The sequence below is a fragment of the Paraburkholderia sp. MM6662-R1 genome (assembly GCF_050436245.1).
GTDB lineage: Bacteria > Pseudomonadota > Gammaproteobacteria > Burkholderiales > Burkholderiaceae > Paraburkholderia > Paraburkholderia tuberum.
Window position 1 is genome coordinate 260,248 of the sequence record NZ_JBNDLV010000003.1, and the last position, 14,133, is coordinate 274,380.

Genomic DNA, 14,133 nt, shown 5'->3' on the forward strand with positions numbered 1-14,133 from the left:
CTGACCATCCCAGGTGGAATGTCCCGGGATGGAACTCCAATTAAGAAAAAGCTGTTCTATTTTTCTGTAGTCGCAAATGGGGCATAAGACATGAAAAAAACCTTGCTGGCAATTGGGGTCCTCGGCGCATTTTCGGTTTCCGCGTATGCGCAAAACAGCGTGACCCTGTACGGTCTTATCGACACGGGACTCATCTATACCAACAACCAGGCCGGTCATAGCAATTGGCAAATGGCGACCAGCTCCACGCAGAATACGGTGTTCGGCCTCAAGGGTACTGAAGATCTGGGAGGTGGTGTTCGTACGATCTTCAAACTCGAGCAGGGCTTCAATCTAAACAACGGTAGCCAGGCCTTTCCGGGTGACGCCTTCGGTTCTCAGGCCTGGGTCGGGTTGCAAAGCGACAATCTCGGCACCGTGACGTTGGGCCGCCAGTTCGATGTGCTGAACGACCAGCTCGGACCGATCACCGCGGGGAGCAACACGTGGGGTGGCAACCTCGCCGCACACCCGTTCGAGAACGACAACCTGGCGGCTGATTCGGTGGTCGTCAACAACTCGGTCAAGTATGTGAGCCCGACCTATGCCGGCGTGACGTTCGAAGGCATGTATTCGTTCAGCAACAAGGCGGGAGGATTCGCTGACAATCGCGCGTACGGCTTTAGCGTAGGTTATGCGCAGGGCCCAGTGAATCTTGCTGGCGGGTACCTGCAGTTCAATAACGCAGGCGGTGGCGTATCGGGCACGAATCCGAATGGGGCAATCGCGCAGGCCGACGGCAGCGCGAACTTCATCGCGGAGCGCCAGCGTATCTGGGGCGCCGGCGGCAATTACACGTTCGGCCCCGCAACTGTCGGATTCGTGTGGAGCCATACTCAGATCGACAACATGGCGGGCGTCATCTCGCTGGGCCTCGGCAGCTATCTACCGCTTGGCGGTAATCTGCGATTGGACAATTACGAGGTGAACGCACACTACTCGGTGACGTCTGCGTGGAGCGTATCCGGTGCCTATACGTTCACTGACGGTGCTTACAACCAGGGGGCCACGAAGGCCTCTCCAAAATGGAATTCGGTCATGCTGCAGACCGACTATTCGTTGAGCAAGCGTACCGACGTGTACCTGGAAGGCGTCTATCAGCATGTTCATGGCGCGCCGGCGGATTCCGTGCTCGCAGATGCGATGATCAATACCCTCTCGCCATCGTCGACGGGCACGCAGGTCGCGGTCACCGTGGGACTGCGACACCAGTTCTGATCTTCTGATTGCACGAATCGTGCGCTGTAGCGATGCGGCTGTGGGCATAACTTGATGCACGGACACAGCCGCGTTGCAACAGAGGTCGCCTGACTCGCAACTCGTCGCCCCGGGCTAGGAGACCTATCGCGGTCTCGGCCGGGACGGGTTATCCGTCAACGTCTCACGCAGGTCGGATCGACCGTAGGCAGCGCGCGGACTCAGCGAGTGCGGACGCTCAGCTATCGGGATGGCTCGCGACAAAACTGGCGAACGCATTGTACGGAAGCGCAAGCGCCGTGCCGTTGATCACCAGACCGTAAGTTGCGTCCCCGCTATCGAGCTCGTAATACATGGCCGATTGAATGTTCTTCGTCTTTCTCGCCTGATAGTAAGTGAGCAGGCGCGACGTGATGTAGTTGGCCCGGTACGCCTCGGTCTTCTCCGGTCCTGTGTTCCATTCCGAGATCACGAAGGGGACGCCATATCGGGCCTTGCAATAGGTGGGCAAATCGAAGCCCGGGCCGGACCCGTCGGAGCCGATATCGAAGATGTCGCCGTACACCTCGTAGTTGTGCCACGTAGTCAAGTCCCACCTGACGGTCGGATGGCCGCTCGTGCCATCGGGCTGCTTGCCATCCCACAGAGCGTCGGATGCGCCGGTGTCCGCGACGCAAAAGTTGACGCCGCATTTAGCATCCGCCTGCACCGACTTGACCCCGTCGATCATGCCGCGCATCACGCCGCGCATCAGCGGCCAGTTCGCATTGTTGAAGTCGACGACGCTCGTTCCTGCGTTGGTGGAGTCGAGAATGATTCCGTTCGCGCGCGTCAGTTCGTTGCCGCATTCATACAGGGTCACGCCGTAGGGTTGCAACGCCGTCGCGACAGTTACCGCGCAATTGAAGCCGCGTGTGTAGGCGGTCGATTCGCTCGTGAACAGGTTGCCGTTACCGTCGTAGATGCCGGCATCGATCAGCACGAAAAGGGTCAAGCCCGCTGGCTGGAATGCTTGTGCCAACGCCACGACCGCGGCGAGTTGCGGTGCGTAGTCGGTACAGCTGAGCCGGTACGTCGAGCAGCCCAGGGCTTGCATGATCGACACGAGTTGCGATGTGGAATACAAATAATCGTAATGCCCGTTGATACCGTGAAACGAGCCGGCCGGCGCCGCGGTCGCGATGCGCGGATCGTTGCACGGCAACCATTCATCCGCATCGGCGCACACGTAGAACTGACCGCCAGTCGATTGTGCCCAGAACTTGCCGCCGTACCACAGCAGAAGCGCAGCATTCGACATCGTGCCGACGGCACTCCGATTGCGGTACACGACACCGTTCACGACGGTCCATATCGTGCCGACCTTGTCGATCAGATACGACGCGGGCGGGATCATGGTGCCGTCGGCGGAGGTGCCGCCCAAACGTGGGTCATTGCACGACTGCCATCCCGAACCATTCCATCCGTAAAATTGGCCGCCGGTTCCCTCGTGATAGATCGTACCCCCGTACCAGAGTATCAACGAGACGTTGTAGGTGTTGCCCGCCGCGACACCGTTCCTGTAGACAGATCCGCCGACCAGGGTCCACGACGCGTTCTGACTGTCGATAATCACCGTCGCCGGGGGGATGGTCGTGTTCTGTGGCGAAGCGTTCGAAGCGTTGCCGGGTGACCCCGAGTTCGGGTCCGATGGAGCGCCAGAACTGTCGCCCGAGGTCGAGCCGGACGTACCGGTGGACGCTGTTCCAGTCGAGGCGGTCGGCGACGAGCCGTTCGCCACCGTCGTCGTGCCGCCAGTCGAAGTCGTAATGCCGGAACTGGTCGTGCCCGTCGAGGTCGCGATACCGGAGGTTGCCGTGCCCGTAGAGGGTGCCGCCGTCGTGCTCGACGGGTCCGTGGAATTGCCCGTGGAAGAGCCGCCGGCATCCGCAGTACCGCTATCACCACCACCACCACCACCACCACCACCACCACCACCACCGCCACCGCCGCACGCGCTCAATACGACGCTTCCGCCGAGCGCAGTGAGACAACCAAGAAATTGACGTCGCGCAATCATGACAATAGCGCGAGCTGCCGCGAGGCGGCCCGCAAGGAATCCGGAGAGAAGTTGGGGAGTCCTTCGGGTCGCGAGTGCGTCGCGTGAGCCGTTCAGGACATTCGATGCGCGGTCGTGGGTGGTCTCTCGTTGCGACCGATCACTGAGTCCGGCAAGTCATGCCTGTCTGTCGGCACAAACTGCGCATGGGAGCAGGGTTGTGCCGAAATAAAATCTTTTCGCTCGCGATGGACGAACTGCGAAAAGATTTCACTCTGCGGGTGAGGGCGTGGGAATCGGACGCTGTCTGCACAGTGGCAGACTCAGACGGGCGATCGCGATGCCGCTTATGTGCGATGCGGCCCGACGATGCCCAGCCGCGCGATGCGCCGGTACAGCGTCGCGCGCGATATGCCTAATGCCAGCGCGGCCGCGTTAGGCCGCCACTGGCAACGCGTGAGTGCCGCGACGATCCGTGCCCGCTCGTCGTCGGCGCTGGCCGGCGACGTTGAGTTCGCCGCGAGCGCCGGCGTGACGGCGGGCGCGAGTTGCGCCGCGAAGTCCGGCGACACGTGCCGCAACTCGACGCGAGCCGAATCGCAGACCGCGCACGCATAGCGCAGCACGTTGCGCAGTTGCCGGATGTTGCCGGGCCACGAAAAAGCGGCAAGACGCCCGGCGAATTGCGGATCGAGCATCAGCACATGCGTGGCCGCCTGGGCTTCCTCGTTGAACACCGTATCGATCACATCGCGGATATCGGTGCGCTCGCGCAGCGGCGGTATCCGCAGCGTTGCGCCGCTCAGGCGATAGTAGAGATCTTCGCGGAACGATCCAGCTTCGACCATCTGCATCGGATCGCGGTGCGTCGCGCAGATCACGTCGATATCGACGCGCACCGGCGTATCGCCGCCAAGCGGCACCACTTCGCCCTCGGCGAGTACACGCAGCAGGCGTGTTTGCAGGCCGAGCGGCATGTCGCCGATTTCGTCGAGAAACAGCGTGCCGCCATGCGCGAGGGCGATCTTGCCGCGCGCGCCGCGACTGCGCGCGCCGGTGAACGCGCCAGGCGCATAACCGAACAGCTCGCTCTCGATCAGCGGCTCCGGAATCGCGCCGCAATTCACGGCGACGAACGGCCGCGTGCGCCGCGAACCCGAGTCGTGCACCGCGCGCGCGAACACCTCCTTGCCGACACCGGTTTCGCCGAGCAGCAGAACCGGGAGCCGCTTGCCGGCGATCCGCAATGCGACTTGCGCGTTGCGCGCGATCCGTTCGTCCGAGCTGTGCAAAAAGCGGCTCATCGCGCCGATGCTGCCGTCCGCATGCGGATCGGCCGGCCGTGTCGCGAGGAGCGGGCGAGCCGCGCGTCTCATCGGCGCGCGAATGCGGGCATACAGCATCGCGCCGGTCGCGCGCAGCCGCAGCGCCACGATCATGTCGGTGCGCGCGACGTCGTGCAGACGGACCTCGGACGTGTCGAATATCTCGTCGATGTGACGCGGCCCGTCGAGCCCCGCGATGCTCTCGTGCGCCTTGCGGTTCGCGGCGGCGATGTTGCCGCATTCGTCGAATGCGATCAGTGCTTCAGGCTGCGCTTCGACGAAATGGCGGCTTTGATGGCCGAACAGGATCCAGTGCTGCGCGGTCTGATTCAGAAAGTAGCCATCCTCGATCAAACTCGCGCTTTGCCCCACCAGCTGAAAAACCAGCCCTTGGCTGTCGCGGTTGTCGGGCGATCGAATCGCCGATGCATCGAGCACGCCGATCAATTCGCCGGTCGGCGCGAAGATCGGCGAAGCGCTGCACGTGAGCGTCGTGAACGCGGCCCGGAAGTGATCGGTCTTGTGCACGGTGATCGGCGCGAGATCGGTGAGTACGTTCGCGATGCCGCAGGTGCCTTCTTCGCGCTCGGACCAGCACGAGCCGATATACAGCCCCGCATGCTTGAAATCGTTGCGCCGGTCGCGGTCGATCCGATAGTCGATCGTGACGCCGTGCGCGTCGGACAGCATCACGCAATAGTCGGCGACACGAATCATTTCGTGCAGCCGCGTCAGGCACTGGCCCGAGGCGCGCAGAAAGGCTTCCTCCTTGCCCTGGACTTCGCGCAGTTCGGCGGACGTCAGCACGCGCGGGCCGATCACCGAACTGGGGTCGAGCCGGTACTGCTCGTACGAACGCTGCCACGACGACACGAGGCGCGACGAATTGGCAGGGGCCGGCAAGCGTCCTTCGATGGCCCCGCGTACGCGATCGACGTGCTGCGTTTGAGAAACATAGGGCATGGCCGGCTCCAGGCGAGCGGCACCGAGTAGGGCGCGTCCCTGTCTTGTAGCACATCCACACTGAGCGATCACATTGCGGCGCAGCACGTCAGGGGCGTGAGACGAACGTCTCAGAGACGAGTGAGACGCTGGTCGCATCGAGCAAACCCTTGTCTGGCGCGGTACCGCGCAAGCGTCGCGACGTGCTGTGAGCCGCGCACCACGTCGCGGGACGGGCCCGTGAGACACAGTGAACTGCGCGGCGCAGGTCCGATGAAAGCGGCCGCGACCGTCCGACCTCCGCGTCCACCCTGTGAATACGGCGCTTTCGGCGCGTACGCACGACGCGCAAGCAACTGGCCCGACCTTTGCAGTATCGCTGGCAGACAAGCAAACGCGAAAGCAAGCGCGCTTCATCACAGCAAGTCGCTTCGCTACTCGCGCACAGGAGACAAGCCAGTGTCATCACCCATCACCGTCGGCGTGATCGCGAACCCGGCATCGGGCCGTGATATTCGACGCCTCACCACGCACGCTTCGGTGTTTCCGACCGCCGAGAAGGCGAACATGGTCGTGCGCCTGCTCGCGGGCCTCGGCATGCTCGGCGTCGCTCGCGTGCTGACCTTGCGCGACCGGACCGGTGTCGCTGCACTAGTACTGCGTGCGCTTGAAACGCACGCGGCCGTGGCCGAGCCGCAGACTTGGCCGACCGTCGAATTTCTCGAACTGCCGATCACGGACAGCGCGGCCGACACCCACGCGGGTGTCGCGCGGATGGTCGGGTTGGGTGTCGATCTGATCGCGGTGCTCGGCGGCGACGGCACGCATCGCGCGGTTGCCGCGCATTGCGGCGAGGTGCCGCTGCTGACGCTGTCGACGGGTACCAACAACGCGTTTCCGGAACTGCGCGAAGCGACGGTGGCGGGCCTCGCGGGCGCGCTCGCCGCTTCGGGGCTCGTGCCGCCCGAGGTCGCGCTGACGCGCAACAAGCGTCTCGTGGTCCGTTGCGTCGCGGGCCCGAACAAGGGGCGCGAGGAAATCGCGCTGGTCGATGTGTGCCTGAGCCGGCAGCGTTTCGTCGGTGCGCGCGCCGTCTGCGAGCCGGCTGATATCGAAGCGCTGTTTCTGACCTTCGCGGCGCCGGATGGTATCGGCCTGTCGTCGATCGGCGGGGCGTGGGCGCCGGTCGAGCGCGGCGCGCCGTACGGGCTGCATCTGACGTTCGCGCGCGCGGGCGAATCCGGCGTGCCGATCTTCGCGCCGCTCGCGCCGGGCCGTGTCGATCGGGTGACGATGCGCACCTGCGAGCGCTTCGAAGCGGGCTGCTGGACGCCGCTGCATACCGAACAAGGGACGCTCGCCTTCGACGGCGAGCGCGAGATCGAGCTCGAACGCGACGACCGCTACGAGATCGCGCTCGACTGGGCGGGACCGCTCACCGTCGATGTCGGCCGCACGCTGCGCTATTGCGCGTCGCGGCAGTTGATGCGCGAAGCGGCGGCGCGTCGGAGGTAATCAACTCAGGAGGAGGCGAACGCCTGAAGCACAGCTGGCTGAAGTAGCAGTGACCATCGAGATCATTCCCTGGAGACACACCATGTCTGTATCGACGCAGTTGAGCAAGGAAAAGCTGCTGGAAGCGTACCGGATGATGCGCACGATCCGCGAGTTCGAGGAGCGCCTGCACGTCGAATTCGCCACCGGCGAGATACCCGGCTTCGTGCATCTGTATGCCGGCGAGGAAGCGTCGGCGGTCGGCACGATGATGCATCTGAACGACGCGGACTATGTCGCCACCACGCACCGTGGTCATGGCCACTGCATCGCGAAGGGCGTCGACGTGCCCGGCATGATGGCCGAAATCTACGGCCGTAGCACCGGCGTGTGCCGCGGCAAGGGCGGCTCGATGCATATCGCCGATCTGTCGAAAGGGATGCTCGGCGCCAACGGGATCGTCGGCGCGGGCGGTCCGCTCGTGTGCGGCGCCGCACTCGCCGCGAAGCTCAGGAAGACCGGCGGCGTCGGCGTGTGCTTCTTCGGCGACGGTGCGTCGAACCAGGGTGTGATCTTCGAATCGATGAATCTCGCTTCCGTCTGGCGCCTGCCGGCGATCTTCGTCGCGGAGAACAACGGCTATGCGGAGGCGACCTCGTCGACGTGGTCGGTCGCGGCCGACAACATCGCCGACCGCGCGAGCGGCTTTGGCATGCCCGTAGGCGTGATCGTCGACGGCTTCGATTTCTTCGCGGTGCACGAGGCGCTCGGCGCCGCGATCGAGCGGGCGCGCGGCGGCGGTGGCCCGACGCTCGTCGAAGTGAAGCTGTCGCGCTATTTCGGTCACTTCGAGGGCGATGCGCAAACGTATCGCGCGCCCGGCGAAGTGCAGAAGCTGCGCGACGAAAAAGACTGCCTGAAGCGTTTCGAGGAGCGCGTGGTGCGCGCCGAAATGCTCAGCGCGGACGAACTGCGCGGCATCGATGCCACGGTGAAGCAGTTGATCGACGGCGCGGTGACCGAAGCGAAGGCCGCGCCTCTGCCGACGGCCGCCGACCTGCTGACCGACGTCTACGTGTCCTATCCGTAACCCGCGGCGCGAAACCATTCAATCTTCAGCTTTACATGGGATCGGAATAAGTGCGTTGCATGGGACCAGAGTAAGCGCTAAAGCGCCAACTCTGTTCGACAGCTAAAGCGCTAACTCCGATCGACAGGAGACAGTCATGGCAAGGAAGATCACGTTTTCTCAGGCGATCAACGAAGCGCTGAGCCAGGAGATGGCGCGCGACGAAACCGTCATCGTGATGGGCGAGGACAACGCGGGTGGCGCTGGGTCCCCGGGCGAACAGGATGCGTGGGGCGGTGTGCTCGGCGTGACGAAAGGACTCTTTCACAAGTTTCCGGGGCGCGTGCTCGACACGCCGCTGTCCGAAGGCGGCTTCATCGGCGCCGCGGTCGGCGCGGCCGCATGCGGCATGCGGCCGGTCGCCGAGCTGATGTTCATCGATTTCATGGGCGTGTGCTTCGACCAGATCTTCAATCAGGCCGCGAAGTTTCGCTATATGTTCGGCGGCAAGGCGCTGACGCCAGTCGTGATTCGCACGATGCAGGGCGCCGGCCTGCGCGCGGCCGCGCAGCACTCGCAGATGCTGACGTCGATGTTCACCCATATCCCCGGCCTGAAAGTGGTGTGCCCGTCGACGCCGTACGACGCGAAGGGTCTGTTGATCCAGGCGATTCGCGACAACGACCCGGTCATCTTCTGCGAGCACAAGCTGCTGTATGGCCGCGAGGGCGACGTGCCGGAAGAGTCGTATGCGATTCCGTTCGGCGAAGCGAACGTGGTGCGCGAAGGCGACGACGCGACCATCGTGACCTATGGCCGGATGGTTCACCACGCGACGGATGCCGCCGAAAAGCTCGCGAAAGAGGGCATCCAGGTCGAGGTGATCGATTTGCGCACGACCTCCCCGCTCGACGAGGAAACGATCCTGGAAAGCGCCGAGCGCACCGGGCGTGTCGTCGTGGTCGACGAGGCGAATCCGCGCTGCTCGATCGCGACCGATATCGCCGCGCTGGTCGCGCAGCGCGCGTTCCATTCGCTGAAGGCGCCGATCGAACTCGTGACCGCGCCGCATACGCCCACGCCTTTCGCAGGCGTGCTCGAAGATCTGTATATCCCGTCGGCCGAGAACATCGCCGCGGCCGTGCGGAAAGTAAGGAGCTGAGCAATGCCGATTCACATGATCACGATGCCCAAGTGGGGGCTGTCGATGGAGCAGGGACAGGTCAACGGCTGGCTGAAGGAGGTCGGCGAAAAAGTCGCGAAGGGCGACGAGATACTCGATGTCGAGACCGATAAGATTTCGTCGGGCGTCGAGTGCGCTTTCGACGGCACGCTGCGCAGGCAGATCGCGCAGCAGGGCGACACGCTGCCGATCGGCGCGCTGCTCGGCGTCGTCGCCGACGAAGCGAGCTCCGAGGCCGACATCGATGCGGCGGTCGAGGCGTTCCAGCGCGACTTCGTGCCGGCCACCGCGGACACGGCGGAGGCCGGACCGCAGCCGCAAAAGGCGCAGATCGGCGGGCGCACCGTGCGTTACCTGAAGATCGGCGACGGCGGCACGCCCGCGGTGCTGATCCACGGTTTCGGCGGCGATCTGAACAACTGGCTCTTCAATCATGCGGATCTCGCCGCGCACCGCGCCGTGTGGGCGCTCGATCTGCCGGGGCATGGCGAGTCGGGCAAGGCGGTCGACACGGGCAGCCTCGACGAACTGGCCGACAGCGTAATCGCGTTTCTCGACGACCGGGGCATCGAGCGCGCGCATCTCGTCGGCCATTCGATGGGCGGCGCCGTGTCGATGACGCTCGCCGCGAAGGCGCCCGAACGCGTCGCGTCGCTGGCATTGATCGCGGGCGCGGGGCTCGGCGACGAGATCAATCGCGAGTACATCGAAGGATTCGTCGAGGGCAGCAGCCGCAACGCGCTGAAGCCGCATCTGGTGAAGCTTTTTGCCGACGGGTCGCTGGTCACGCGGCAACTGATCGAAGACATCGTCAAGTACAAGCGGCTCGAAGGCGTGAACGACGCGTTGCGCAAGATTGCCGCGTCCGCGTTCGAAGGCGGGGTGCAAAGCCGCGTCTATCGCGAGCGGCTCGACACGCTCGCGCCTCGCACGCTGGTGATCTGGGGCGCGCAGGACCAGATCATTCCTGCCGCGCACGCGCAGGGGCTGCCCGCTCAGGTGCGTGTGCACGTGATCGACGGCAAAGGACACATGGTGCAGATGGAGGCTGCATCGGAGGTGAACCGCCTGCTCAACGAGTTCTTCGGATAACCGCGATGGACGCCGCTCCTCATACCGACAGCCTCACGGCGCTTGGCCAGCATGGCAAGCGCAACCGCGACAAGCTCGCCCGCATTCCGGTGAAGATCGTGCCGGCGGACCATTCGACCGTATTGCCGAAGCCGCCCTGGCTGCACGCGCGGCCGATGATGAGCGAAACCGTCGCGGGCATGGCGGCGGTGCTGCGCGAGCACAGCTTGCATTCGGTCTGCGAGGAGGCGATGTGTCCGAACATCGGCGAGTGTTTCGCGCAGCGCACCGCGACGTTCATGATCATGGGAGGGATCTGCACGCGGCGCTGTGCGTTCTGCGACGTCGCGCACGGACGGCCGCAAGCGCTCGACGACGACGAGCCCGCGCGGCTTGCCGACGCCGTCGCGGCGCTCGGGCTGCGCTACGTCGTGATTACATCGGTGGACCGCGACGATCTGCGCGACGGCGGCGCCGCGCACTTCGCGCGTTGTATTGCGCTCGTGCGCGAGCGCGTGCCGGGCATTCGCGTGGAAATCCTGACGCCGGATTTTCGCGGGCGAATCGACCGCGCGCTCGATGCTCTGTCCGTGGCGTGGCCAGACGTTTTTAATCACAACATCGAGACGGTGCCGTCGCTGTACCGGGCGGCGCGGGCCGGCGCGGACTACCTCGGCTCGCTCGACCTGCTATCGCGCGCGAAACGCCAGAATGCGGCGGTGTTGACCAAATCCGGCCTGATGGCCGGGCTCGGCGAGACCGACAGCGAACTGCTCGCGACGATGCGCGATCTGCGTGCCCACGACGTCGACGTGCTGACGATCGGCCAGTATCTCGCGCCGTCGCGGTTTCACATGGCGGTGCGGCGATACGTGCCGCCCGCGACGTTCGACATGTTGCGCGACGAAGGCTTGAAGATGGGGTTCGTCGAAGTGGTCTCGGGGCCGCTCGTGCGGTCGTCGTATCACGCGGATCGGATCGCCGGAAAGCTCTGAATGCATGTGCGCCGGACCTTTGGCGGCGCAATCCGACGAATACCTCCCCGTAACCTCGGCTTTTCGAACGATTGACCGCCGGGGAAGTACTCGACAATTCGTAGGTATGCGAGGCGAGTCCCGGCGCGGGGCCGCCTCCCGAACGACGAAACGGTATTCGTCACCACGTGCACTTTGTCGAGGCAGGCATGTCAAGCAACATTACGATCACGGACGAACTCGTCGCTGAAATCGCAAACCGGTTGGCCGAAGAAGGCGAGAAGGTGTCTCCGGTAGCCATCTGGTCCGAAGTCCATACAGGCTCGGTGGTCGCGGTGGCAGCGGCATTGCGCAAGTGGCGTGAAACGCGCGCCCCGCGGGTGCCGCAGGTCGTCGAACGTCCGGCGTTGCCGGAAACCGTGACCGACACCATGCGCGATGCGCTCGACCGGCTGTGGAGCTCAGCGCAGGACGAAGCGGAACGCGCGGTGGCGCGACGCCTCGCCGCGATGCGCCAGCGTGTCGAGGACGCCAGCAACGAGCGCGACGACGCGCTCGCCGAGCTGCAAACCACCGTCCAGGAACTCGATGCGCTGCAAGTCCAACTGGATAAGATGACGAGCGCCTACGACGAGAAAGTCGACGCAGTAGCCGGGCTCGAAGAGGACATTGCGCTCGCCGTGCAACGGACCGACGCGGCGGAGAAGCGCGCGCAGGAACTTGCCGAGCGCGTTTCGCTCCTCGAAGCGGAACTGCAGAGCGCGGAACTGGCCGCGGAGCGCCGAGCCGTTTCGCACGAGGAGACCGACGCCGCCGGCGAGGGCGAGGTGGCGAACGAGTCGGCTGGGTCAGTCGTCGAAACGCCGGCCGACGAAACGGAGCGTGCGGCGCTGGAAGCGGCGCATTCCGAAGCGGTCGCTCGTCTTCAAAGCGAGCTCGAAGCGATTCGCGCGGAGCTGCAGGCCGAGCAGGAAGCGCACGCGGCCCGCCGGGAAGAGGTCGCGGGCGCGCAGGCTGAACGGAATGCCGCCGCACTTGAGTTGCAGAATGTCCAGACGCAGATCGCCAGCCTGACCGATGAGCGTGACGCGGGCACCTCCGAAATCGCGAGACTGTCGGCCAGCTTGTCGGAGGCGCAGGAGCGTGCCGACGCGGAGCAGCAGCGCGCGGCCGAACTGGCCGAAAGCGCGGTGGCGAGCGAGAACGTCGCGGGCCTGGAGTCGGCGTCGCCGGTGACTGCCGACTCTCAGCAGCTCGAGGCATTGAAGGCGCAGATGACGCGCGACGCGGACGCGCATGCCGCCGCAATTGCCGAAGCGCGGGAGACCGTCAGGAAATGGTCCGACTACTCGAACGCACTGAAGCAGCAACTGGCTCAGGCGAATGAAAAAATGGTGGTCGTCCTTGCCCGCGGCGCAGGCGAAGCGACATTGAGCCGCCGGCTAGCCGCTGAACTGGCCCAGCTCAAGCCGGAGCATGAATTGCTGCGCAAGGAGATTCAGCAGCAGGTGATCGTTGAAACGATCAGCGCTCAACTCGAGAAACAAGGCTACCGCTACGACGAGAAGACGGGTGCGGTGTCGAAGCTGAACACCGAAACCTCGCCGGCGTGACGGGATCGTTGATGGGATGGCGCGCGTCGCGAGCATGGCGACGCGCAATGGGCTCGTAGGGAGGGCTCGCATTACGGGATCGATGATTACCTTGAAGTACCTGTGCATGGCGGTTTGACCCAGGTCCGATAGTCAGCGTGCGGCACGGCCAAGCGTAGAATTGCGGGCGCGGCGGCGAGTCCATTCGTCGCCGGACCGGAGACCGATGGCTGATGGAAATCAAGTGGATCGAAGACTTCATCGCGCTCGCCCGCTATCAGAGCTTTTCCCGGGCGGCTGAGTTTCGCAACGTCACGCAGTCGGGTTTCAGCAGACGGATCCAGTCGCTCGAACAATGGGTCGGCGCCGATCTCGTCGATCGCAGCGGCTTTCCGCCGACCCTGACCCCGGCAGGGCAACTGTTTCGTGACGCGGCCGAAGACATCCTCGACAAGCTGTTCGACACGCGCGCCATCATTCGCACCGAACAGCGCATCGCCGGCACGAGCCTGCAGATCGCAGCCGGCCACACGATCGCGCTCAACTTTCTGCCCGCGTGGCTGCGCACGCTGTCCAAGCATGTCGGCGAAGTGCGCGCGCGCGTGATTCCGGCGAACGTGCACGATTCGATACTGATGCTGGTCAACGGCAACTGCGAGCTGATGTTCGCTTATCACCATCCGCAACTGCCGTTGCATCTCGATCCGACCAGGTATGAATGCGTGACCGTGGGCGTCGATACTTTCATGCCGGTATGCAGGCCCAATCAGCGGCTTGCGCACGTGTACCGTCTGCCCGGCGTGATCGAACATCCGATGCCGTTCATCGCCTATACGGAGACGAGCTACTTTGGGCGCTGCTTCGCGTTGCTGATGGAGCAGAGCAAAGCGTCGCCCGCCTTGCATCTTCACTATGAATCCGACATGGCCGAGGTCGTGAAGAAGCTCGTGCTGGAAGGCGAGGGTGTCGCCTGGCTGCCGAAGAGCTCGATCGCCGCCGAACTCGACAGCGGCCAGCTGGTCGCCGCCGGCCGCTCCGAATGGCAACTGGAACTGGAGTTGCGCGTGTATCGCGACCTCACGAACCGCACTGAACTGCTCGATACGCTGTGGCGGCATCTGCGGGCCTCGTCGGGGTCAGCCGGATAGCGCCGCTAGGGTTATCCCGCGTTATGCGAAACTTGCATAGCCGTATGCAACACTAGCATTC

General features: G+C 64.3%; 10 protein-coding genes. 8 read left to right on the forward strand and 2 right to left on the reverse strand.

The features are described from left to right. The first annotated feature begins 90 nt into the window (after positions 1-90). Positions 91-1,257, forward strand: coding sequence for a porin (locus tag OKW39_RS23790; RefSeq protein ID WP_429360503.1), 1,167 nt, complete (start codon positions 91-93; stop codon positions 1,255-1,257). 217 nt (positions 1,258-1,474) lie between these two features. On the opposite strand, the gene OKW39_RS23795 is transcribed toward OKW39_RS23790, so the two are convergent. Both OKW39_RS23795 and OKW39_RS23800 read right to left on the reverse strand, forming a co-directional pair. Further along, positions 1,475-3,295, reverse strand: a complete 1,821-nt coding sequence (locus OKW39_RS23795; RefSeq protein ID WP_429563852.1) for a hypothetical protein — start codon at positions 3,293-3,295, stop codon at positions 1,475-1,477. A 326-nt stretch (positions 3,296-3,621) separates the two neighbouring features. After that, positions 3,622-5,562 carry a sigma-54-dependent Fis family transcriptional regulator gene (locus OKW39_RS23800; RefSeq protein ID WP_429563853.1) on the reverse strand — a complete coding sequence of 647 codons (1,941 nt, stop codon included), beginning with the start codon at positions 5,560-5,562 and terminating at the stop codon, positions 3,622-3,624. 438 nt (positions 5,563-6,000) lie between these two features. Here OKW39_RS23800 and OKW39_RS23805 point away from each other — a divergent pair, with 438 nt between their 5' ends. The 7 genes from OKW39_RS23805 to OKW39_RS23835 all read left to right on the forward strand — a co-directional run bounded on the left by OKW39_RS23805 (position 6,001) and on the right by OKW39_RS23835 (position 14,072). Next, positions 6,001-7,056, forward strand: a complete 1,056-nt coding sequence (locus tag OKW39_RS23805; protein WP_429563854.1) for an ATP-NAD kinase family protein — start codon at positions 6,001-6,003, stop codon at positions 7,054-7,056. Between the two features lie 82 nt (positions 7,057-7,138). Then, positions 7,139-8,125, forward strand: coding sequence for a thiamine pyrophosphate-dependent dehydrogenase E1 component subunit alpha (locus OKW39_RS23810; protein WP_429563855.1), 987 nt, complete (start codon positions 7,139-7,141; stop codon positions 8,123-8,125). A gap of 136 nt (positions 8,126-8,261) precedes the next feature. Next, positions 8,262-9,266, forward strand: coding sequence for an alpha-ketoacid dehydrogenase subunit beta (locus tag OKW39_RS23815; RefSeq protein ID WP_429563856.1), 1,005 nt, complete (start codon positions 8,262-8,264; stop codon positions 9,264-9,266). A 3-nt stretch (positions 9,267-9,269) separates the two neighbouring features. Next, entirely contained in the window at positions 9,270-10,379 is a 1,110-nt protein-coding gene (locus tag OKW39_RS23820; protein WP_429563857.1) for an acetoin dehydrogenase dihydrolipoyllysine-residue acetyltransferase subunit, read from the forward strand. 5 nt (positions 10,380-10,384) lie between these two features. Then, positions 10,385-11,353: a lipoyl synthase gene (lipA, locus tag OKW39_RS23825; RefSeq protein ID WP_090811575.1), complete on the forward strand. Its 969-nt coding sequence runs from the start codon at positions 10,385-10,387 to the stop codon at positions 11,351-11,353. Between the two features lie 188 nt (positions 11,354-11,541). Continuing rightward, positions 11,542-12,945: a DNA-binding protein gene (locus OKW39_RS23830; RefSeq protein WP_429563858.1), complete on the forward strand. Its 1,404-nt coding sequence runs from the start codon at positions 11,542-11,544 to the stop codon at positions 12,943-12,945. 212 nt (positions 12,946-13,157) lie between these two features. Further along, positions 13,158-14,072 carry a LysR substrate-binding domain-containing protein gene (locus OKW39_RS23835; RefSeq protein ID WP_429360511.1) on the forward strand — a complete coding sequence of 305 codons (915 nt, stop codon included), beginning with the start codon at positions 13,158-13,160 and terminating at the stop codon, positions 14,070-14,072. Positions 14,073-14,133: the final 61 nt, after the last annotated feature.

What these genes read in the sequence shown, in the direction of transcription:
- OKW39_RS23790 (WP_429360503.1), top strand. Translation starts at nt 91, where the DNA reads ATGAAAAAAACCTTGCTGGCAATTGGGGTCCTCGGCGCATTTTCGGTT.
- OKW39_RS23795 (WP_429563852.1), bottom strand. Translation starts at nt 3,295, where the DNA reads ATGATTGCGCGACGTCAATTTCTTGGTTGTCTCACTGCGCTCGGCGGA.
- OKW39_RS23800 (WP_429563853.1), bottom strand. Translation starts at nt 5,562, where the DNA reads ATGCCCTATGTTTCTCAAACGCAGCACGTCGATCGCGTACGCGGGGCC.
- OKW39_RS23810 (WP_429563855.1), top strand. Translation starts at nt 7,139, where the DNA reads ATGTCTGTATCGACGCAGTTGAGCAAGGAAAAGCTGCTGGAAGCGTAC.
- OKW39_RS23815 (WP_429563856.1), top strand. Translation starts at nt 8,262, where the DNA reads ATGGCAAGGAAGATCACGTTTTCTCAGGCGATCAACGAAGCGCTGAGC.
- OKW39_RS23820 (WP_429563857.1), top strand. Translation starts at nt 9,270, where the DNA reads ATGCCGATTCACATGATCACGATGCCCAAGTGGGGGCTGTCGATGGAG.
- lipA (WP_090811575.1), top strand. Translation starts at nt 10,385, where the DNA reads ATGGACGCCGCTCCTCATACCGACAGCCTCACGGCGCTTGGCCAGCAT.
- OKW39_RS23830 (WP_429563858.1), top strand. Translation starts at nt 11,542, where the DNA reads ATGTCAAGCAACATTACGATCACGGACGAACTCGTCGCTGAAATCGCA.
- OKW39_RS23835 (WP_429360511.1), top strand. Translation starts at nt 13,158, where the DNA reads ATGGAAATCAAGTGGATCGAAGACTTCATCGCGCTCGCCCGCTATCAG.